Annotated in this window: 20 protein-coding genes; 11 read left to right on the forward strand and 9 right to left on the reverse strand. The window is 60.3% G+C overall.

The window, feature by feature from the left end:
* Nucleotides 1-87: 87 nt before the first annotated feature.
* Nucleotides 88-885, forward strand: a complete 798-nt coding sequence (locus KGA85_RS28010; protein ID WP_223456265.1) for an acyl-CoA thioesterase — start codon at nt 88-90, stop codon at nt 883-885.
* On the opposite strand, the gene KGA85_RS28015 is transcribed toward KGA85_RS28010, so the two are convergent.
* The 3 genes from KGA85_RS28015 to KGA85_RS28025 form a co-directional block, all read right to left on the reverse strand.
* Nucleotides 886-1,251: an Mpo1-like protein gene (locus KGA85_RS28015; RefSeq protein WP_008049048.1), complete on the reverse strand. Its 366-nt coding sequence runs from the start codon at nt 1,249-1,251 to the stop codon at nt 886-888.
* 219 nt (nt 1,252-1,470) lie between these two features.
* Nucleotides 1,471-2,952, reverse strand: coding sequence for a methyl-accepting chemotaxis protein (locus tag KGA85_RS28020; RefSeq protein WP_223456266.1), 1,482 nt, complete (start codon nt 2,950-2,952; stop codon nt 1,471-1,473).
* Between the two features lie 104 nt (nt 2,953-3,056).
* Complete coding sequence (locus tag KGA85_RS28025; RefSeq protein ID WP_223543553.1) at nt 3,057-3,863, reverse strand: TatD family hydrolase; 807 nt, start codon at nt 3,861-3,863, stop codon at nt 3,057-3,059.
* A gap of 237 nt (nt 3,864-4,100) precedes the next feature.
* On the opposite strand from KGA85_RS28025, the gene KGA85_RS28030 reads away from it, so the two are divergent.
* The 3 genes from KGA85_RS28030 (at nt 4,101) to KGA85_RS28040 (ending at nt 6,615) form a co-directional block, all read left to right on the forward strand.
* Complete coding sequence (locus tag KGA85_RS28030) at nt 4,101-5,522, forward strand: transglycosylase SLT domain-containing protein (RefSeq protein WP_223456268.1); 1,422 nt, start codon at nt 4,101-4,103, stop codon at nt 5,520-5,522.
* 103 nt (nt 5,523-5,625) lie between these two features.
* Nucleotides 5,626-6,060: a DoxX family protein gene (locus KGA85_RS28035; protein WP_223456269.1), complete on the forward strand. Its 435-nt coding sequence runs from the start codon at nt 5,626-5,628 to the stop codon at nt 6,058-6,060.
* A gap of 246 nt (nt 6,061-6,306) precedes the next feature.
* Nucleotides 6,307-6,615, forward strand: a complete 309-nt coding sequence (locus tag KGA85_RS28040; protein WP_008001428.1) for a hypothetical protein — start codon at nt 6,307-6,309, stop codon at nt 6,613-6,615.
* A gap of 18 nt (nt 6,616-6,633) precedes the next feature.
* Here the strand turns inward: KGA85_RS28040 and greB are convergent, their stop codons facing one another.
* From greB to KGA85_RS28055, 3 genes are read right to left on the reverse strand one after another with little or no spacing between them, the layout of a single operon-like run.
* A complete protein-coding gene (greB, locus tag KGA85_RS28045) occupies nt 6,634-7,131 on the reverse strand; it encodes a transcription elongation factor GreB (protein WP_007973570.1) in 498 nt (165 codons plus the stop codon).
* A 34-nt stretch (nt 7,132-7,165) separates the two neighbouring features.
* On the reverse strand, nt 7,166-9,670 hold the full coding sequence (locus tag KGA85_RS28050) for an ABC transporter permease (RefSeq protein WP_223456270.1): 2,505 nt from the start codon (nt 9,668-9,670) through the stop codon (nt 7,166-7,168).
* Nucleotides 9,670-10,353: an ABC transporter ATP-binding protein gene (locus KGA85_RS28055; protein WP_223456271.1), complete on the reverse strand. Its 684-nt coding sequence runs from the start codon at nt 10,351-10,353 to the stop codon at nt 9,670-9,672. Before KGA85_RS28055 ends, KGA85_RS28050 begins: the two co-directional genes overlap by 1 nt.
* Nucleotides 10,354-10,363: 10 nt before the next feature.
* Here KGA85_RS28055 and KGA85_RS28060 point away from each other — a divergent pair, with 10 nt between their 5' ends.
* The 4 genes from KGA85_RS28060 (at nt 10,364) to KGA85_RS28075 (ending at nt 15,009) form a co-directional block, all read left to right on the forward strand.
* Entirely contained in the window at nt 10,364-10,969 is a 606-nt protein-coding gene (locus KGA85_RS28060) for an arylesterase (protein WP_008049055.1), read from the forward strand.
* 56 nt (nt 10,970-11,025) lie between these two features.
* Entirely contained in the window at nt 11,026-11,319 is a 294-nt protein-coding gene (locus tag KGA85_RS28065; RefSeq protein WP_003226812.1) for a hypothetical protein, read from the forward strand.
* 767 nt (nt 11,320-12,086) lie between these two features.
* Nucleotides 12,087-13,517 (forward strand): IS1182 family transposase, encoded by a 1,431-nt coding sequence (locus KGA85_RS28070; protein ID WP_223456272.1) that lies wholly within the window; start codon nt 12,087-12,089, stop codon nt 13,515-13,517.
* Nucleotides 13,518-14,034: 517 nt separating this feature from the next.
* The gene (locus KGA85_RS28075) at nt 14,035-15,009 is read left to right on the forward strand and encodes a L,D-transpeptidase family protein (RefSeq protein ID WP_223456273.1); all 975 of its coding nucleotides are present in this window, start codon (nt 14,035-14,037) and stop codon (nt 15,007-15,009) included.
* 123 nt (nt 15,010-15,132) lie between these two features.
* Here KGA85_RS28075 and oprI read toward each other — a convergent pair whose 3' ends face one another.
* Nucleotides 15,133-15,384, reverse strand: a complete 252-nt coding sequence (oprI, locus tag KGA85_RS28080) for an outer membrane lipoprotei OprI (RefSeq protein WP_003199355.1) — start codon at nt 15,382-15,384, stop codon at nt 15,133-15,135.
* Nucleotides 15,385-16,023: 639 nt separating this feature from the next.
* Here oprI and KGA85_RS28085 point away from each other — a divergent pair.
* Entirely contained in the window at nt 16,024-16,311 is a 288-nt protein-coding gene (locus KGA85_RS28085; protein WP_007973562.1) for a GNAT family N-acetyltransferase, read from the forward strand.
* Between the two features lie 71 nt (nt 16,312-16,382).
* On the opposite strand, the gene KGA85_RS28090 is transcribed toward KGA85_RS28085, so the two are convergent.
* On the reverse strand, nt 16,383-17,459 hold the full coding sequence (locus tag KGA85_RS28090) for a 3-deoxy-7-phosphoheptulonate synthase (RefSeq protein WP_015094024.1): 1,077 nt from the start codon (nt 17,457-17,459) through the stop codon (nt 16,383-16,385).
* Between the two features lie 187 nt (nt 17,460-17,646).
* Nucleotides 17,647-18,090 (reverse strand): PilZ domain-containing protein, encoded by a 444-nt coding sequence (locus KGA85_RS28095; protein WP_150726280.1) that lies wholly within the window; start codon nt 18,088-18,090, stop codon nt 17,647-17,649.
* Here KGA85_RS28095 and KGA85_RS28100 point away from each other — a divergent pair.
* Together KGA85_RS28100 and KGA85_RS28105 are read left to right on the forward strand one after the other, a co-directional pair.
* Nucleotides 18,089-18,475, forward strand: a complete 387-nt coding sequence (locus tag KGA85_RS28100) for a thioredoxin family protein (RefSeq protein ID WP_150726281.1) — start codon at nt 18,089-18,091, stop codon at nt 18,473-18,475. The two genes, KGA85_RS28095 and KGA85_RS28100, sit on opposite strands and share 2 nt — an antisense overlap.
* On the forward strand, nt 18,472-19,425 hold the full coding sequence (locus KGA85_RS28105; protein WP_223456274.1) for a putative 2-dehydropantoate 2-reductase: 954 nt from the start codon (nt 18,472-18,474) through the stop codon (nt 19,423-19,425). The genes KGA85_RS28100 and KGA85_RS28105 overlap by 4 nt, the downstream gene beginning before the upstream one ends.
* Nucleotides 19,426-19,445 lie beyond the last annotated feature (20 nt).

Genomic DNA, 19,445 nt, shown 5'->3' on the forward strand with positions numbered 1-19,445 from the left:
GTCAGTCAATTTGGCCGGAATGGGTGCTGTATAGCCTTCGCTGGCTGGTTAAGATCCCTTCATCTTTTTCCGATCCCAGAGGTTTTCATGCGTTTTTCCGAACTGCTCGATGCTGTCCGCAGCCAGCCGCTGGAGCTGTCTATCCCGGCCTCCTGGGCCCAGGGACGGGCCAGTTTCGGTGGCCTGGTGGCTGCTTTGCAGTACGAAGCCATGCGCGCCCGGGTTCCGGCGGATCGGCCGGTGCGTTCGTTGGCAATCACCTTCGTCGGCCCGGTTGAACCCGAGGTTCCGGTCAGTTTTGAGGTCGAGGTGCTGCGTGAAGGCAAGGCCGTCAGCCAAGTGCTGGGCCGGGTGATGCAGAAGGGCCAAGTGGTGACGTTGATCCAGGGCAGCTTTGGTGCCTCGCGCCCCTCGGAAGTGGCGGTGGCCGCTGAACCGGCACCTGAAATGAAGCACTGGGACGAATGCCAGGAATTGCCTTTTGTCGAAGGCGTCATCCCGGAGTTCATGCGGCATCTGGCGATGCGCTGGAGTGTCGGCGGGCTGCCGTTCAGTGGTAGTACATCCCGGCAAATGGGTGGCTGGGTACGCTTGCGCGGTGATGTAAAGGAAGAGGCCATCAGCGAGGCGCATATCCTGGCGCTGGTGGACGCCTGGCCGCCGGCCCTGATGCCGTTTTTGAAGAAACCGGCGATGGGCAGCACGCTGACCTGGACCATCGAGTTCGTGCAACCGCTGCTGCAACTGACCACCCTGGACTGGTGCAAATACCTGGTCGAAACCGAATACGCCGCTGACGGCTACGGACATGCCGCCGCAAAAATGTGGAGCGCGGATGGCCGGTTGATCGCCATGAGCCGGCAGACGGTGACCGTATTCGCTTGATCAGTGACGGCGGTGGCGCTCACGCCAGGCGCGCCACCAGCCGCCGCTGAGGAAAAACCGCGGAAACGTCAGGAACTGCTCGACCAACAGGCGCGATACCGCATCCTTGCGATCACTGAAGGGTTCGGAGGCTTGGGTCTCCAGGCTGTGGCCGTGGCGTTGCAAGGCCAGCGCCGCAATCACACCGATCACGCCGATGGCGATGTTTGCCAGGCTCAGGCTGAACACCCCGGACACAATCAGCAGAAACGCCACGATGAACAGCGGCACCGCGATCAGGTGCAGCACCAGATTGGTCGGGTGCTGGTGATTGTTCGGGTACGCTCGCCATTGCCAGGCGGGAAGGTTGGGGTGACGTTTGCCCATGATGCTGATCCTCGATCCATGTTGAACACATGTAGGAAGAATAGGCCCGGTCAATGCTGGCGGCGAATCAAGGCTGGCTATTGGCTTGATAGGTGTCATGGTCTGGATTGATGTTGCCGGTTCCGGCCTCATCGCGGGCAAGCCCGCTCCCACATTCGTCCGCATTCTAATGAAAGAACTCGGTCACCTGTGGGAGCGGGCTTGCTCGCGAAGAGGCCCTCAAAGTTTGAGCTGACCTATCGTCTTGCTTAATTCCCCAGCCAACGCCGCCAGCTCATTGCTGGTGGTCGCCGAAGTCACCGTCTGCTGCACCGTGTTCTCGGTCACGTCACGGATGCTCACCACCGCCCGGTTCATCTCTTCTGCCACCTGGCTCTGCTGCTCGGCCGCCACCGCGATCTGCGTGTTGCTTTCACGCATCTGCGCCACTGCGCTGGTGATCTCGGCCAATGCCGCCCCGGCCTCTTGCGCCTGTTGCACGCAATCGTCAGCCTTGAACGAGCTCTCTTGCATGAAATCCACGGCGTCCCGCGTGCCAGCCTGCAACGCCGAGACCATGAGGGTGATTTCATCCGTGGAGGCCTGCACGCGTTTGGCGAGGTTGCGTACTTCATCGGCGACCACCGCGAAGCCGCGACCCATCTCGCCGGCCCGGGCCGCTTCGATGGCTGCGTTCAGCGCCAGCAGGTTGGTCTGCTCGGCAATGCTGTGAATCACGTTGACCACGCCGTTGATCTTCTGGCTGTCCTTGGCCAGGCGTTGAATCATCTCGGCGGTCTGCTGGACGCCAGTGGACAGCCCGGCAATCGACCGCTGCACCCGTGTCACGACCTCCTGCCCGCTGCCGGCCAGGGTATTGGCCGATTGCGAAAGGTCACGGGTGGCACCAGCGTGTTGGGCGATGTGATAGACCGTGGCGGTCATTTCATTGATCGCCGTGGCGGCCTGATCGGTTTCGCTTTGCTGGCCCAGCATGCCGTGGCGCACTTCATTCATGCTGGCCGCCAGCCGCGCGGCGCTGATGTCCAATTGCCGGGCGGTGCTGGCGACGGTGTTGACTACCCGTTGATAACCGGCCTGCATGGCATTGAAGGCGTTGGCCATTTGCCCGACTTCGTCGCTGCAAGCCAATGGCACGCGGGCCGACAGGTCGCCGGTTTTCTCCACGTGCAACATGACGTCTTTCAAGGTGTTGAGCTGGCTGAGCAGGAAGCGGATCAATAACTGCGATGCGCCGAGCATTGCCAGCATCAGGATGAACACGGCCAAGGCGTAGTTGGCGAAGCGCTCGTTGAACACCTGGCTCAAGCTCGGGCCATGGGCAATCAGGGCGACCCGTTGGCCGTCGGCACGGGTAAACACTTCGGCACCCATCAACGGATTGTCACCGAACAGCGGCATCGGGTTGATCTCGACCCAGCCATTAGCGTCGGCCAGTTCTTGCACGGGTTGCTCATTGAGCGTGGGTGCCTGCCCGCGGCTGAACGCCAGCAGGTTGTCGACGTGGGGCAGCGGTTGCCCGGCGGGCCAGGCTTCGAGCAATCGCGCCTGGGCCTGGGCCGAAGCCTGGGCAGCGTGACTGCGGGCCTGCTGTTCGATCTGCACCGCGTACAGCGCCAACAACAGGGTGGTGACGAAAGCGACGGCGTTGACCGCCCAGAATTTGTATTTCAGCGAGATATTGCTAAGCCAGGCACCCATGGAGGTCTTCTCTGATAGCGGAAACAGTTTTGGCAAGGTGCCATCATTGTGCCGCTACTCAGGTGGTTGATTCTTGATGCAGATCAACTTCAAACCTGTGGGAATCAGGAGATCAATGGCAGGCCATAAAACGCCCGTGCGCACGCTGTCGTGTGCGCCGCCAGATCTTCCTGGCTTTCCCCGCGATGCAGCGCCACTTCGCGCAATACTTCGGTCAGATACGCCGGCTCGTTGCGCCCGTTTTTCGGCTTGGGGCGCAGGCTGCGCGGCAGCAGATACGGTGCATCGCTTTCGAGCATCAGGCGTCCGCGCTTGATCTCCTTGACCAGCGGATGCAAATGCGTGCCCCGGCGCTCGTCGCAGATCCAGCCGGTAATGCCGATGTGCAAGTCCAGGTCGAGATAGCTGAACAGTGCCTTCTGCTCGCCAGTGAAGCAGTGCACCACCGCGGCCGGTAGTCGGTCGCGGAAGTCGCGCAGGATTTCCAGCAAACGCTGGCTGGCGTCGCGTTCGTGCAGAAACACCGGCAGCTGCAATTCGACGGCCATGGCCAGGTGTTCTTCGAGGACTTTCTCCTGTTGCGGGCGCGGCGAGAAATTACGGTTGAAATCCAGCCCGCACTCACCCACGGCCACCACATTCGGCTCGTTGAGCAAGCTGCGCAAACGTCGGGCGCTGTCGGCGTTCCAGTCGCTGGCGCAATGAGGGTGAATACCGGCGGTGGCGAACAGGCGCTGGGCGCTTTCGTCCAGTTGCTGGCACAGCTCAAGAGCCTGTTCACTGCCCTCGACACTGGTGCCGGTCAGCACCAGTTGGCACACGCCGGCCGCGTAGGCACGGTCGAGTACGGCCTGGTGTTTGTCGGCAAAACTGGCGTTGGTCAGGTTGACGCCGATATCGATGAGTTGCATGGTGCTACCTCGGCCCAAAGGCCGGAAAGCATATCAGAGCCGTGGATTTATAAGAAAAGCCAAGAACTACAACGGGTTAACGCTGTCTCTTGAGCCGCGGGGCAAGCCGGGTTGGTAGTTTTGCCATCATTGTGCCAGTCTTTCGCACTTTGCCAGCGCCTTGGGCGCTCTGTTTTTGTCGCCGCGCTTGATGGTTTTCGTCATTGAAGCGGGCCTCATATTCTTTCCGGAGAGTGGATGATTCGTCCCTCGGTTTTGCTACTGCTGTGTTGTTCGCTGCTACTGCCGATGTCGGCGGTCGCGCGTCTGCCCGGGCCGCTGCAAGCCGTACCGGCCAGCAAGGTGCGCGACCTTGCGGAAATTCGCAGCAGTCGTGTGCTGCGGGTGTTGGTCAACCAGAGCCGCAACAGTTCCGGCGAAGTCCAGGGGCAGGCGATCGGGGTTGAATACCATCGCCTGAGAGCGTTCGAGCAATACCTCAACGGCCACGCCCGTGACGGCCAGGAAATCACCCTCAAGATCATTCCCAAGGCCAAGGATCAACTGCTTGGCGCATTGCAGCGCGGGGAGGGCGACCTGGTGGCGCCAGGCGAGTTGCTCGATCTGCAACCCGGCTTCGCCGTCAGCACCAGTGAGCCGATTGCCAGCAACATCCCGTTGGTCCTGGTGGGCATCAAGGGCGAACGCCGCTACACCAGGCTTGAACAGCTTTCCGGCAAGACCCTGGCGTTACCCGCCGGCAGCGCCGCCGGAGATGCCGTCAGCCAGATCAATCAAAAGCTCGCCTTGCACAAACTGCCACCGGTCACAATCGAATGGGTCGATCCGAGCCTTGCCGTCGAGGATGTGCTGGAGATGGTGCAGGGCGGGATCTTCCACCTGACCATCGTCGAGCAGCCGATCGCCGAACGCTGGGGCAAGATCCTGCCCAAGCTGCGTTTCGACAAGCAGGTACTCGTCAGTGATCCAGGGGAAGAGTTCTGGTTCGTGCGCCGCGATGCCTCGATGTTGCGGGCCAGCATCGATCGCTTCCTCACCGTCTACAAAAAACCATCGGATCAGGACGTCGCGTTCCTGCGGATCTATCGTCGTCTCTATCAAGTGCACTATCCACTGGCCAAGGCGGACCGGCAGCGTCTGGAAAAACTTCGCCCGGTGCTGCAGAAACACGCCGATGCCCAGGGCATGGACTGGCTGAACCTGGCGGCGCTGGCCTTCAAGGAGTCAGCCCTGCAACCTGCCGCCCGCAGTGATGGTGGCCCGACCGGATTGATGCAGATCACGCCTTCTGCGGCGCAGCGGGTAGGGGTCAACAATATTCAGGACCTTGATGGCAATGTGCAGGCCGGGGCCAAGTACCTGGCGATGATCCGGCGCAAGTTCTTTGCCAGCCCGAAACTCAACGAGCGCGAACGCATGGCCTTCGTGCTGGCGGCCTACAACATCGGGCCGGAGCGGGTCCAGGGCATGCGCGCCGAAGCGCGGCGGCGAGGCTTGAATCCCAACCAGTGGTTTTTCCAGGTCGAAAGAATTGCCATGGAGCAAGTAGGTATGGGGCCTGTCAGCTATGTTAATAGCGTGAACAAGTATTACTTGGCGTTCGACCGGGAGCGCGAGTCGTTGGAGCCCCAGGAGCAAAAGGTTGCCTCACGCAAATGATCAACTAATCTGATTGTTATGGCGGGTTTTTTGCGCTTTTAACATGCGGTTTACTGATTAATATGGCGGCCAACCAACACACACTTACAAGGAATGAAACAGCATGAGCACTCTGATCAACAAGGTACTGTCTACCCGCGCTGGCTACGGCCTGACGGTTCTGCGCATCGTGGTCGGCATTATTTCCGCCGCTCACGGCTCGCAGAAACTCTTCGGGGCATTCGGTGGCTATGGTCTGGCTGGAACCGCGCAGTACATGGAAAGCCACGGACTGACGCCGGGTTACCTGATGGCGACACTGGCGGGCGGCATTGAATTCTTCGCCGGCCTGGCTCTGATCATCGGCTTGCTGGTTCGCCCGGCCGCGCTTGGCCTGGCCTTCCTGTTGCTGGTCGCGATTTTCTCGGTGCACATCAGCAACGGACTGTTCATGGCCAACAACGGTTATGAATTCGCCCTGGCCTTGCTCGGTGGCAGTATCGCGGTATTGATCGAAGGTGCGGGCAAACTCTCAGCGGACCGCGCCATCGCCGGTTGACCGCTCTGGTTCAACGAAAAGGCCCGCATTGTGCGGGCCTTTTTTGTTGCGCGTCATTCTTGACACTGTCCAGTCAGCTTCTCTAGGATGTTGCTCATGCGCCGATTTAAACAGCTACTTGCGGGGCGCCAGGTGACCATCCAGTTGCCGATAGAAGCCGGAACAGGCTTCGAAATACCGCTAAAGCGCTGGTTCGGTGTTGCCTCTCACCTGCCATGCAGACTTTTGAGGCAGAGACACGACACAATGAATGCACTAAACCCCGTTGTACGTCCCGCGCCGATTACGGCACATCTGACCCAGCGCAATCCAAAAATCCTGCTTGGCGGCAAACATCAGCCGACGCTCTTGCGTTATCTCGATGGCTGGCCACGTCGTACCGGCGGCCCCGCTGCCTTCCTGATCCAGTTTGTCGAAGACGGTGAGTCGCTCGCTCGTTTCGCCGACGACAGTTTCGATCTGGCAGTGATTCAGTCCCCCAGCCTCGAAGATGCGCCTGAAGTGATCCGGCAACTGACCCGCGTTGCCCGGCAAGGGTTGATTACCCGGCGTTAAGGTTCAGAGCGCCGCAGGTCAGGGATAGTCGATCGCCACGATATACACACACTGCTCACCCGTTGGCGTCTGGACCCGAACTTCGGCGTCCAGTGCCTTGCCGATCAGGGCGCGAGCCAAGGGCGAGTCGATGCTGATCAGGCCCTGTTTGAGATCCAGTTCATCCGGCCCGACAATGCGGTAGCGTGACTCTTTGCCGTCCTCGTCCTCGATCGTGACCCAGGCGCCGAAATAGACCTTGTTCGGATCGCTGGGTTTTTCGCTGACGACCTTGAGCGCTTCCAGGCGTTTGGTGAGAAAACGCACGCGGCTGTCGATCTCTCGCAGCATCTTTTTGCCATAGGTGTATTCGGCGTTCTCCGAGCGGTCACCCTGGGCCGCGGCTTCGCTGACAGCCTGGGTGACCTGGGGCCGACGTACATGCCACAACTCATGGAACTCGGCGCGCATCCGCGCTTCACCCTCGGGGGTGATCAGCGCGGTGCCAGCGGTGCGGGGAGGGCGGTAACGGCTCATGACAGCTTCTTGTGGTGAGGATGGCAGGAGTCTATCAACCCTCACGCAGGACTGTCAGCGGGCTGGCGTTCAATGCCCGACGGGTGCCGAACACCCCGGCACCGCCAATGAGCACGGCGCCCAGCAGTGGCAGCAGCAACAGCCATGGGTGCGGATGCCACGGCAGATCAAAGGCGTAGCGGTAGAGCACCCAACTCACCACTTCCGAACCCAGCGCCGCCAGCAAGCCACTGACTGCGCCCAGCAAGCCGAACTCGATACGTCGAGCCTTGACCAGTAATTGTCGCTCCGCCCCCAGCGCACGCAGCAACGCGCCCTGGCGAATGCGCTCATCCAGCGTCGCTTGCAGGCCGGAGAACAGCACCGCCATCCCCGCCGCCAACACAAACAACAACACGTACTCCACCGCCAGGGTCACCTGGGCGAGGATGCTGCGCAGTTGCTCCAGCAAGGCTTCGACCTGCAGGATGGTCACCGCCGGGAAGGCGCGGGACAGGTCGACAATCTGTTGGTCATGACCCGATGCCAGATAGAAACTGGTCAAGTAGGTCGCCGGCAGATCCTTGAGGGTGCCGGGCTGGAATATCATGAAGAAGTTCGGCTGGAAGTTGTCCCAGTTGATCTCCCGCAGGCTGGTGACCTTCGCCTCGCGATTGACCCCGCCCACGCTGAAAACCAGATGATCGCCGAGCTTGATTTTCAGGCTTTCGGCGACCTTGCCTTCTACCGACACGCCGGGAACATCTTCCGGCGTCTGTTCGTTCCACCAATTGCCGGCCGTGAGTTTGTTGCCCGATGGCAGGTCCGCGGCCCAGGTCAGGCTCAGGTCGCGCTGGATCGCCCGGTCGCCTGCAGATTCCTTGGTGACGATTTGCTGTACCGGTTCGCCGTTGATGCTGATCAAGCGCCCCGGCACCACCGGGTACAGCGGTGCCGATTGCGCCGACACGGCGATCAGGTGATCGATGAAGGCCTGTTTGTCCGCCGGCAGGATGTTCAGCGCGAAGTAGTTTGGTGCGTTTTTCGGCAGCTGGTTCTGCCAGGTGTCCAGCAACTCGCCGCGCAGCAGCGCAATCAGCGCCATCGACAGCAGAATCAGGCCGAACGCCAGGGACTGGCCCGCGGCAGCGAGCGGATGACGCAGCAGTTGGCCGAGTCCCAGGCGCCAGGGCAAGGATGCACGCGCGAGCATGCGCCGCAGACTCTTCAACAGCAGCAGCAACAAGCCGCCCAGCACCAGCGCTGCAATCACGCCGCCGCCGAGCAGGGCAAAGGTCAGCACCAGGTCCAGGCTCAGGCGCCACATGATCAGGGCGAGGGCGCCCAGCGCTGCGCCGTAGACCATCCAGGTGCTGGAAGGGATCGGCAGCATGTCCCGACGCAGCACGCGCAATGGCGGAACCCGGCCCAGAGCCGCCAGTGGCGGCAAGGCGAATCCGGCCAGCGCCACCAGTCCGGTGCCGATCCCGGCAACGGCCGGTAACAGCCCGCCCGGAGGCACGTCGGTCGGCAGCAAGTCGCGCAGCAGGGCAAACAATCCCAGCTGTGCGAGCCAGCCGAGGAGGGCGCCGCTGATGCTGGCCAGCAGCCCGAGCACGGTCAGTTGCAGGCTGAACAACACCATGGTTTCCCGGCGTGACAGCCCGAGGCAGCGCAGCAAGGCACTGGCATCGAACCGGCGGGTGGCGAAACGGGTTGCCGACAGCGCCACCGCCACGCCGGACAGCAACACCGCCACCAGGCTGGCCATGTTCAGGTAGCGTTCGGCCTTGCCCAGGGCGCCGCCGATCTGCCGGTTGCCGTCGCGGGCGTCCTGCAAGCGTTGATTGGCGGCAAGCCCCGGTTTGATCAGTTGCCGATACGTCTCGAGTGCTTGAGCATTGCCTCGCCATAATTCGCGATAGCTGACCCGGCTGCCGGGTTGCACCACGCCGGTGGCCGCAAGGTCGTCGAGGTTGATCAGCACTCGCGGCGTCAGGCTGTAGAAATTGCCGGCGCGATCGGGTTCGTAAGTCAGCACCCGCGCCAGTTTCAGGGTTTTCATGCCGACATCGATGCTGTCGCCGATCTTCAGGTCCAGGGCTGTCAGCAGGCGCGCTTCGACCCAGGCTTCGCCGGGTTGCGGTCCGCCACCGACGGTTTCCGCGGCGAAGGGTGCGGGCGCGCTTTTCAATTCGCCGCGTAGCGGGTAGGTGTCATCGGCCGCCTTTATGCTGGACAGCTGAATGCCGTTGTCGGTGGCGATGACGCTGGAAAACTCCACCACCTGCGCATGTTCCAGTCCCAGTTCGGTGCCGCTTCTTATCTGTTCGGGGCGCGCAGGCGAACTGCCTTCGAGCAGCAGGTCGGCACCGAGGAATTCGGTAGCGCGCAGCATCATGGCGCCGTTCAGGCGGGCGCCGAAATAGCCGATGGCGGTGCTGGCGGCCACGGCCACCAGCAAGGCGAAAAACAACACGCGCAATTCACCGGCGCGGGCATCGCGCAGCAATTGGCGGATGGCGAGACGGAACAGGCGCAACAGCGGCAGACGTGCCATCAAGGCTCCAGAGGGGCGACCAGCAGGCCGGCTTCAAGACGGATCAGGCGCCGGCAGCGATGGGCCAGGCGTTCATCGTGAGTCACCAGCACCAGGGTCGTGCCGCGCTCCTGGTTGAGCTCGAACAGCAAGTCGCTGATGCGCTCGCCGGTGTGGCTGTCGAGGTTGCCGGTAGGTTCGTCGGCGAACAGCACATCGGGCTCGGCGGCAAACGCGCGGGCAATCGCCACGCGTTGTTGCTCGCCTCCGGAGAGCTGGCGCGGCGAGTGAGTCAGGCGTTGGCCCAGTCCTACGCGTTGCAGCAATTGGGTGGCGCGTTCGCGGGCGTCTTTGCGGCCATCGAGCTCCAGCGGCAGCATGACGTTTTCCAGGGCATTGAGGCTGTCGAGCAATTGGAATGACTGGAACACAAAACCCACGTGTTCGGCGCGGATGCGCGCACGCTGGTCTTCATCGAGGTTGCTCAGGCCTTGCCCGGCGAGAGTGACTTCGCCGCTGCTCGGCAGGTCGAGGCCGGCGAGGAGGCCCAGCAGGGTGGACTTGCCAGAGCCGGAAGCGCCGACGATGGCCAGGCTATCGCCCTTGTTCAGTTCCAGGCTGAGTTCGTGCAGGATGGTCAGTTCACCTTCCGCGCTGGGAACCACTTTGCTAAGGTCCTTCGCGATGAGAATGCTTGCGCCCATGGAGAGTCCGATGCGTGTCTGGTTTTTGAGTGCTGGCCTGGCCTTGATGTGCATGGCCCAAAACGCAGCGGCGGGTACAGTCCTGATCGTTGGCGATAGTATCAGCGCCGGTTTCGGGCTGGATACCCGGCTGGGGTGGGTGTCGCTGCTTGAGCAACGGCTCAGGCGCGAAGGTTTCGACGACAAAGTGATCAATGCGTCCATCAGTGGCGACACCAGTGCCGGAGGCCAGGCGCGCCTGCCCGCGCTGCTTGCAGAGCATAAACCGGAGCTGGTGATCCTCGAGTTGGGCGGCAATGATGGCCTGCGCGGGATGCTGCCAACTCAATTGCAACAAAATCTTGCTTCGATGATCGACAGCTCCCGGGCCAGCGGTGCCAAGGTGTTGCTGCTCGGCATGCAATTGCCACCCAATTATGGTGCGCGTTACACCAAGGCGTTCGCCGAGGTCTATAGCAACCTGGCCGATGAGAAAAAGATCCCGCTGGTGCCGTTTTTCCTCGACGGTGTGGGCGGTCATCCGGACTTGATGCAGGCCGACGGCATACACCCGGCGGCCGGGGCCCAGGACAAGTTGCTGGAAAATGTCTGGCCTACTCTAAAACCGCTGTTATGACACTTTTCTAGAGGCAGGCTTTCGGCTAAGGTGGCGCCCCCGATTTGGAGCCCCCGATGCCGCGTCCCGCCTGGTCACTATTTGCCTATCAACTGATCGAGCCTGACGAACAGCTGGATCTGTTCGCCTGCCAGGAAGTGCGGGTGCATCTGGTGACCCGTCAGCTGGAGTTGGGCGGTTCGGCGGACCGGACCTTGTGTGGCAGTCTGTTGCCGGCGCAACCGCGCTGGTCGAGTGTTGATCGCCGGGTGTTTCAGGACCAGCGGCTGTGTTCGTTGTGCCGGGCCATACTTGAGTCGCAGAAGCGGGGGACGTCGCCGATCTGGCCTGAGTTGCGGTTCGAGCTTTGATCCGTAGTTGCGTGCTAGCCCTGTTATTTGTTGATTGTGTACATATCCGTTGTTCAGGTAACGGCGGCTTATGGTTTCGCCCTTACGGCGACTCACTTTTTTTACAAGCGCCTAAAAAAAGTAAGCAAAAAAACGCTCGCCCCGAACGTACGGCCCCTCGCTAAGGCTCGGGGTTCCTTCGCTCCGGCATTCATCCGGGGGCATCGCCTCCGGTCGGCTTCGCTCGACCTCCTCTCGATGTGTTCGGCTGCGCCGAACGGCGCTTCGCGCCCACCCCCGGATGAACGCCTCCACTCAGCCTGCCGAGGGGGCGGGTGGATCAAGATCAAGAGCTGCAGGCGAGCTAACGCTCGGCCTGATGAGTGGTGAAGAGCGAAGGTGTACGCCGATCCGCCTTTGCTCTTCTGTGGGAGCGACGGTGCGGCGATCCGACTTGCTCGCGATGGCGGCCTGCCAGCCGACCAATGTCTTGCTGATGTCCACCGATCAAATTGTGGGAGCGAGCCTGCTCGCGATGACGGCCTGTCAGCCGACCAGTTGCATCACAGGCGAACGAACCCCGCGATCAGGCCGGCCGGTAGGCCGCCTCGCTTTTGCTTTTGCTTTGGCTTTTGATCTTCTTGCCCCCTCGAGAGGCCGAGTGGAGGTTCTGCGTAGTGGGCAACCCGGCATGGATGCCGGGTTAGCCGCCGCCGGCCCAGAGTGTGTAAAAACATCCAAGCTAACCCTTGCGATGAAATCCTGGGGAATCATAGCAAGGGTTGCCCATGAAACGCTTTATTCAAGGTGAACACCGAGGTCAAAGTAACTTGCTCCCCGAGAGCCTGGACGATTACGTCAGCGACACCAATCCGGTGCGCGTTGTGGATGTCTTCGTTGATGAACTCGACCTGATCACCTTGGGTTTTGAAAGCGCTGTCCCCGCTGAAACCGGCCGACCGGCTTACCACCCGGCAGTCCTGCTGAAGATCTACATCTACGGCTATCTAAACCGCATCCAGTCGAGCCGACGCCTTGAACGCGAGGCGCAGCGCAACGTCGAACTGATGTGGCTGACCGGTCGCTTGATGCCGGACTTCAAGACCATCGCCAACTTCCGCAAAGACAACAGCAAAGCCATTCGAGGCGTCTGCCGCCAGTTTGTTGTGCTGTGCCAGCAGTTGGGACTTTTCGCGGAAAACCTGGTTGCTATCGACGGCAGCAAATTCAAGGCGGTGAACCACCGCGACCGCAATTTCACCAGCGCCAAGCTGAAGCGGCGGATGGAAGAAATCGAATCGAGCATTGGCCGTTATCTAAAGGCGCTGGATGCGGCTGATCGGGAAGAGCCCATGCCCTCGGGTCCCAAAAGCGGCGGCCTTGAAGAGAAAATCGCCAAACTAAAGGAGCAAATGAAAGCGCTTCAGGCGATTGAAATTCAGCTTGAGGAATCGCCTGACAAGCAGGTTTCACTGACCGACCCGGACGCCCGCTCGATGATGACGAGCGGCAAAGGAATCGTGGGTTACAACGTACAGACCGCGGTCGATACCAAGCACCATCTGATTGTCGCGCACGAAGTGACCAATGTGGGTCACGACCGTGATCAGCTCAGATCGATGGCGCTGCAGGCCCGTGAGGCGATGAAACTCGAATCTTTGTCGGTGGTGGCTGACCGAGGGTACTTCAAAAGCGGGGAAATCCTTGCCTGTTACGAGGCCGGAATTAGCGCTTATGTGCCGAAGACGCTGAGCTCGCGCGCCAAATTCGATGGCCGCTTCAACAATGACGAGTTTGTTTACGACGCGGACAAAGATGTGTACGTCTGCCCCGCCAAGGAAGTGCTGATCTGGCGCAACTCTTACGTCGACAATGGCAAGACGCTGAACAGTTACTGGAGCTCCAACTGCCGGGCCTGCTCGATAAAAGCACAATGCACACCGGCCAGAGAGCGAAAGGTTCGTCGCTGGGCACATGAGGCGGTGCTGGAGGAAATGCAGGTCCGCTTAGACAATGCGCCGCAGATGATGAGCATCCGCAAGCGGACCGTCGAACATCCCTTCGGGACGCTCAAACAATGGATGGGTGCGACACATTTTTTGACCCGACGGCTTGCCGGGGTGAGCACCGAAATGAGCTTGAATGTGCTCGCTTACAACTTGAAGCGAGTGATGAAAATCCTCGGTGCGCAGAATCTGATGAAAGCGCTGGCGGCCTGAAAAGCCTCCTTTTTTGCCCGATGGACGAGCTGAGAAGCGTTACTAGCGGCATTAAAAGCGGGCTGGAGCTACGAAGAACGCTTTAGGTGTAATTAGCCAGCCAAACATCGTCGGCGCTACGCGCCGACGATGTTTGAACTGGTTTTTACACACTCTGGGCCATGGATGGCCGATGGCGGCGGGCCCACGGAGCAGGACCGGAGCGAGGGCATGCCGAGCCTTGGCGAGGCACCGAACGTCAGGGGCAAGAGCCCTTGGTTACTTGGGGCTTATCCAAGTAACCCGCCGTAAGGGCGGAACCCTAAGTGGCCGTTACCGCAGAAACGGATATGTACACCCGTAAAAAACACGTCACCGAACACACAGCCATCGCAAGCAGGCTCGCCCCCACACAGGATCGAGGAAAATCGAAAAATCGCCTTGCACTGCCTGCAATCGGGCCATCTCCCCGAAATAACGGACAGCGGTGTACAATCGCGCTCTTATATCTCTGTTGATCATGCGAAGGATTTTCCGGATGTTGTCGCGCTTTCCTGCCGTCACCCGCTGCCTGACTCTTGCCGCCCTCTTTGTGGCCGGTCCAGTCGCAGCATTGGAGTTTCCCCTGCCACCGCCAGGTGAGGACATCATCGGCCAGGTGCAGGTGATCAAGGCCAAGTACGAAGATACCTTCGCCGACCTTGGTACCGCCTACGATCTGGGCTACACGGAAATGGTCGCGGCCAACCCGGGTGTCGATGCTTGGTTGCCAGGCGTCGGCACGGAAATCATCCTGCCGACCCGCTTCATCCTGCCACCAGGCCCGCGTGAAGGCATCGTGATCAACCTGGCCGAGTACCGCCTCTACTACTACCCGAAAGGCAAGAACGTGGTGTACACGTTCCCGCTGGGTATCGGTCGTGAAGGCTGGGGCTCGCCGATTGCCCACACCAGCATCACCGCCAAGACACCTAATCCGACCTGGACGCCTCCGGCTTCGATCAAGGCCGAGCACGCAGCAGACGGTGATCCGCTGCCCAACGTCGTGCCGGCCGGCCCTGACAACCCGCTGGGGCCGTTCAAGTTCACCCTGGGCACACCGGGCTACCTGATCCACGGTTCGAACAAGAAGTTCGGTATCGGCATGCGCACTAGCCACGGTTGCTTCCGCATGTTCAACAACAACGTGCTGGAAATGGCGGGCATGGTGCCGGTCGGTACGTCGGTGCGGATCATCAACGACCCGTACAAGTTTGGCCTGAGTGGCGGCAAGGTCTATCTGGAGGCGCATACGCCGCTGGACGACAAGGGCAACCCGTCGGTGGTCGACAAGCACACTGCAGTCATCAATGCGATGCTCAAGCGTGAAGACATCACCAACAACCTGCGCATGAACTGGGATGTGGTGCGTGATGTGGTCGCCGCTGAAGACGGCCTGCCGGTAGAGATCGCTGTGCCGGGCAACGGCGTCGTACCGATGGTGTCGAGCACTCCGGTCGACCCGCTGCAGTAACGCTGGCAAAGAGCCCGTCGGCGCGGACCGCGTCGACGGGTTTTTTATTGCCTGGAGAAACGCCGGGCAATAAAAAAGCCGACCCAAAAAATGGGTCGGCTTGATAACAATCCCGAAGGATTATTACTTGCGGCTAGCTTTGTCCAGCATGCGCAGAGCACGCTCGTTAGCTTCGTCAGCAGTCTGTTGTGCTTTTTGAGCAGCAGCCAGAGCTTCATCAGCTTTACGGTAAGCTTCGTCTGCACGAGCCTGGGAGCGAGCAGCTGCGTCTTCAGTAGCGGTCAGACGTGCTTCGGTTTCTTTCGATGCGCTGCTGCAACCGGTAGCCAGAACTGCGGCCAGAGCCAGAGCAGAGAATTTCAGAACGTTGTTCATCGTGTTCCCCTTCAAGGACTTTCTATTAAGTAGCTATCTCCTCCGATTGAGGAAATAGCCGGCGTACATACTACCCATTACTTGTAGTAAGTAAAACTGACGTGACGCAAGAAGCAAAAAAAATTGTAGGCGTTGATTCTTTTTCGAGCAACTTTTAACTGAATTGTTTAAAAAGTATCCAGCTGCAAGGCCCGTGGCTGAGCGAGCAGGCGAGAAAAAGTTCCTGTGGCATGGTGCTCTTTTTCCTGGTCCGGCTAAAGTCCCCTACATGGATTCGTCTACACTTTTGTTCGGTTTGTGTGTGGCGCCTCTCAATATCTTTCTCGATGTTCAGGTGACTTTAACAACGGGCGCTCGTCTTAAGTCTCAACATCCGGCAATGTACAGGCTATCGACCTGGAGTGATCTTCGGTCGAGCCAATCCTGCGTGATCCGGAGCAGCACCCGCCAACCCGCACGATGACGAGCGCACCTTGAGCATTTCTGCCAATGGTGCCTACTATTTGTACGTGCTCGGTAGCGCGAGATCGGTGCAGCTCTTCTCGGTGTCCATTCAGGCACGGGGTGGCGTAGATGTTCCTTCGCCGGAAAAACATCGGTAAGGTAGGGGTCAAAATTCCAGACCCGCGAGGAGTAGTGATGAGCGAGGCGTTGTCCATCCACCATGACCAGGCTGGTCATCAGTTCGAGACCAATGTGGACGGTCATCGTGCCTATCTGACCTATATGGATCTGGGGAAACAGACCCTGGATATCTATCGCACCTTCGTGCCCAACGCATTGCGTGGTCGCGGTATTGCGGCAGCCTTGACCGAGAAGGCGCTGGAGTACGCTGACGAAATGGGCTACACGGTTATTCCATCGTGCTCCTACGTCGAGCGCTACATGGAGCGTCACCAGCGGCATGCGGCCAAGCTGAGTCAGTGACCTTCAACAAAACGAACGCATAAAAAAACGCCGGGCTCAGCCCGGCGTTTTTTTGTGTGCTGCAAAAACGATCAGCTGCGATCGCGTTTAGGCAACACATCCTTGAGCTTGGCATGCATGCTGCGCAAGGTGTTTTCGGTCGCGGTCCAGTCGATGCAGGCGTCGGTGATCGACACGCCGTACTGCAGGTCGGCGAGGTCTTTCGGAATCGCCTGGGCGCCCCAGTTCAGGTGGCTTTCAACCATCAGGCCGATGATCGATTTGTTGCCTTCGAGGATCTGGTTGGCGACGTTCTCCATCACCAGCGGTTGCAGGGCCGGATCCTTGTTGGAGTTGGCGTGACTGCAATCGACCATGATGTTCGGCTTGATCTTCGCCTTGTTCAGCGCCTGCTCGCAGAGCGCAACGCTGACCGAATCGTAGTTCGGCTTGCCGTTGCCGCCGCGCAGCACCACGTGACCGTAGGCATTGCCCTTGGTGGTCACGATCGACACGCCACCTTCCTGGTTGATGCCCAGGAAGCGGTGCGGGCTGGAAACCGACTGCAGGGCGTTGATCGCCACGGTCAGGCCGCCATCGGTGCCGTTCTTGAAGCCGACGGCCGAGGACAGGCCGGAGGCCATTTCACGGTGAGTCTGGGATTCGGTGGTGCGCGCGCCGATGGCCGACCAGCTGATCAGGTCCTGCAAATACTGCGGGGAGATCGGGTCGAGGGCTTCGGTGGCGGTCGGCAGGCCTTTTTCGGCCAGGTCCAGCAGCAACTGGCGACCGATGTGCAAGCCGTCCTGGATCTTGAACGAGTCGTCCAGGTACGGGTCGTTGATCAAGCCTTTCCAGCCCACGGTAGTACGTGGCTTCTCGAAATACACGCGCATGACCAGATACAGGGTATCGGACACTTCGGCAGCGAGAGCCTTCAGGCGCTCGGCATATTCGTGGGCGGCCTTGATGTCGTGGATCGAGCAAGGCCCGATGACGACGAACAGGCGGTGGTCGGTGCCATCCAGAATGTTGCGAATGACTTCGCGGCCCTTGGTGACGGTGCGCAGTGCGGCGTCGCTCAGGGGAATATCGCGCTTGAGCTGATCGGGAGTGATCAGAGTCTCGTTGGAGGCGACGTTTAGGTCGTTGATCGGTAAATCAGCCATCGTTTACTCGTCAGGTCACGGGTGCCGGCCGCCAGCGAACCCGCGCGGCGGAGCACAGCAAATTAAGCGCGTCGGGGAGCCGAACCTTAGCGCGTTACACCGTGGCTCGACAATGGGCAGACGCCGGTTTGGTGGGCTTTCGCAGTCAGTTTCCCTGCCGTGAGGGGCAAACCGATCAAGAACACCCCTATTCCAGCACCGGCTGCGCAAAAGCCTTGCGCACCGAATCGTGAGAGAACTCGTCGGCATGCTCCTGGACCCATTCGAGGGCCAGGGCCTGGATATCCTGCAAGTCTTCGTGGGCGTCATGCAGGCGGCAGTAGCGTTCGATCTGGCACACCTGCTCGCCCATTCGAGCGCTGAACAGCGTTTGTTCATCGACGAAGGCGATGCCCACCAGGTAACCGCGCTTGCGCCGCAGGCACCAGGCGACATAGCCCAGGTAGCGCATGTCCGGGTTCACGGTCGGCATGCGTACCTCCAGCGCCGTGCCGTGGCGCCACGCGCGGTGATAATTGCAAGCCATGCCCCCGAGACTGATAGTGTGCAGCTGTCGTCGCGAAAGACACTCAGGTTTCAGCAACGTTAACTCGACGGGCACATCGTCAGGGTGAGGAATGAATCGTCCCATGAACACAGACTCCATGTGTCGGCCATCTGACATTGTTCCCTCCAGTATAGTGGTCGAATTGGAACTGACCGATTTTGACGTCGACCAACGACTGCTGGCGATGAGCGGTGTATCGCTGGTCATTTTCACCAGTGTCGGCTGCGCCAGTTGCCGTTTTGCCCGCGAGCAATTGCCGACACTCGACCTGGCAGTCGATCGACTGTGCTGGATCGATGCTGGCAACAACGGCGGGGTGGTCGAGCGTTATCAGGTCTTTCACTTGCCGGCGCTGTTTGTCGTTCGCGACGGCGAATTCTTTGGAGCACTGAAATCGCGCCTGACCGACACCGAGCTCAATCGGGCCGTGCGCCAGGCGCTGAGTCGAACAGCAGAGGAGTTGCCATGATGGGAACAGTTGCCAGGCCGACGATCGGCATTATCGGGACCGGCGCAATCGGCGGTTTCTACGGAGTGATGCTGGAGCGTGCCGGTTTTGATGTGCATTTTCTGCTGCGCAGCGAGTTTTCCGCGGTGGCTGAGCATGGGCTGCGGGTCGATAGCGCGCCCCACGGGGCACTGACATTGAACCCGGTACAGGCGTATTCGAACGCTGAAGACATGCCGCCCTGCGACTGGCTGCTGGTGGGCGCGAAAACCACCAGCAATGCCGACCTGGCACCTGCCATCCTGCAGGCGGCGGCACCGAATGCCAAGGTACTGCTGCTGCAAAATGGCCTGGACGTCGAAGACAGCCTGCGCGCGTTGCTCCCCGATTCGCTGCATGTGCTTGGAGGGCTGTGCTACATCTGCGTCCATCGCGAGGCGCCGGGTGTCATTACCCATCAGGCGCTGGGTGCTGTGCATGTGGGTTATCACAGCGGTCCCGCCGATGGGCCGGCACGCAGCGCAATTGTCGAGGAGGGCGTCGGGCTGTTTCGCAGCGCCGGCCTCGATTCCCAGGCCATGGCGAATTTACATCAGGCACGTTGGCAAAAACTGGTCTGGAATATCCCTTACAACGGTCTCTCGGTTTTGCTGGGAGCGAGCACCACACCGTTGATGGCCGATGCTGACAGTCGCGTGCTGATCAAGGCGTTGATGGCTGAAGTGGTGCAAGGCGCTGTTGCCTGCGGGCACGACGTACCGGCAGGGTATGCCGAGCATTTGTTCATGGTGACCGAAAAGATGCCCGACTACTGGCCGAGCATGTACCACGATTACTTGCACAAGCGACCGCTGGAACTGGCCGCGATCTACGCCCGGCCTTTGGCGGCGGCGAAGGCATCCGGGTGTGAGATGCCACGCATCGAAGCCTTGTATCGCAGTTTGAGTTTCATTGATCGACGCAACACCTGAGTCGACCGACCTGAGGGGGA

Source organism: Pseudomonas sp. GL-B-12 (assembly GCF_019955895.1).
Lineage (GTDB): Bacteria > Pseudomonadota > Gammaproteobacteria > Pseudomonadales > Pseudomonadaceae > Aquipseudomonas.

Coding starts and splice junctions, on each gene's coding strand:
- KGA85_RS28085 (WP_007973562.1), top strand. CDS start 16,024: ATGAGCGAGGCGTTGTCCATCCACCATGACCAGGCTGGTCATCAGTTC.
- oprI (WP_003199355.1), bottom strand. CDS start 15,384: ATGAACAACGTTCTGAAATTCTCTGCTCTGGCTCTGGCCGCAGTTCTG.
- KGA85_RS28090 (WP_015094024.1), bottom strand. CDS start 17,459: ATGGCTGATTTACCGATCAACGACCTAAACGTCGCCTCCAACGAGACT.
- KGA85_RS28015 (WP_008049048.1), bottom strand. CDS start 1,251: ATGGGCAAACGTCACCCCAACCTTCCCGCCTGGCAATGGCGAGCGTAC.
- KGA85_RS28060 (WP_008049055.1), top strand. CDS start 10,364: ATGCGTGTCTGGTTTTTGAGTGCTGGCCTGGCCTTGATGTGCATGGCC.
- KGA85_RS28010 (WP_223456265.1), top strand. CDS start 88: ATGCGTTTTTCCGAACTGCTCGATGCTGTCCGCAGCCAGCCGCTGGAG.
- KGA85_RS28050 (WP_223456270.1), bottom strand. CDS start 9,670: ATGGCACGTCTGCCGCTGTTGCGCCTGTTCCGTCTCGCCATCCGCCAA.
- KGA85_RS28075 (WP_223456273.1), top strand. CDS start 14,035: ATGTTGTCGCGCTTTCCTGCCGTCACCCGCTGCCTGACTCTTGCCGCC.
- KGA85_RS28020 (WP_223456266.1), bottom strand. CDS start 2,952: ATGGGTGCCTGGCTTAGCAATATCTCGCTGAAATACAAATTCTGGGCG.
- KGA85_RS28095 (WP_150726280.1), bottom strand. CDS start 18,090: ATGGGACGATTCATTCCTCACCCTGACGATGTGCCCGTCGAGTTAACG.
- KGA85_RS28030 (WP_223456268.1), top strand. CDS start 4,101: ATGATTCGTCCCTCGGTTTTGCTACTGCTGTGTTGTTCGCTGCTACTG.
- KGA85_RS28065 (WP_003226812.1), top strand. CDS start 11,026: ATGCCGCGTCCCGCCTGGTCACTATTTGCCTATCAACTGATCGAGCCT.
- greB (WP_007973570.1), bottom strand. CDS start 7,131: ATGAGCCGTTACCGCCCTCCCCGCACCGCTGGCACCGCGCTGATCACC.
- KGA85_RS28055 (WP_223456271.1), bottom strand. CDS start 10,353: ATGGGCGCAAGCATTCTCATCGCGAAGGACCTTAGCAAAGTGGTTCCC.
- KGA85_RS28025 (WP_223543553.1), bottom strand. CDS start 3,863: ATGCAACTCATCGATATCGGCGTCAACCTGACCAACGCCAGTTTTGCC.
- KGA85_RS28105 (WP_223456274.1), top strand. CDS start 18,472: ATGATGGGAACAGTTGCCAGGCCGACGATCGGCATTATCGGGACCGGC.
- KGA85_RS28070 (WP_223456272.1), top strand. CDS start 12,087: ATGAAACGCTTTATTCAAGGTGAACACCGAGGTCAAAGTAACTTGCTC.
- KGA85_RS28040 (WP_008001428.1), top strand. CDS start 6,307: ATGAATGCACTAAACCCCGTTGTACGTCCCGCGCCGATTACGGCACAT.
- KGA85_RS28100 (WP_150726281.1), top strand. CDS start 18,089: ATGAACACAGACTCCATGTGTCGGCCATCTGACATTGTTCCCTCCAGT.
- KGA85_RS28035 (WP_223456269.1), top strand. CDS start 5,626: ATGAGCACTCTGATCAACAAGGTACTGTCTACCCGCGCTGGCTACGGC.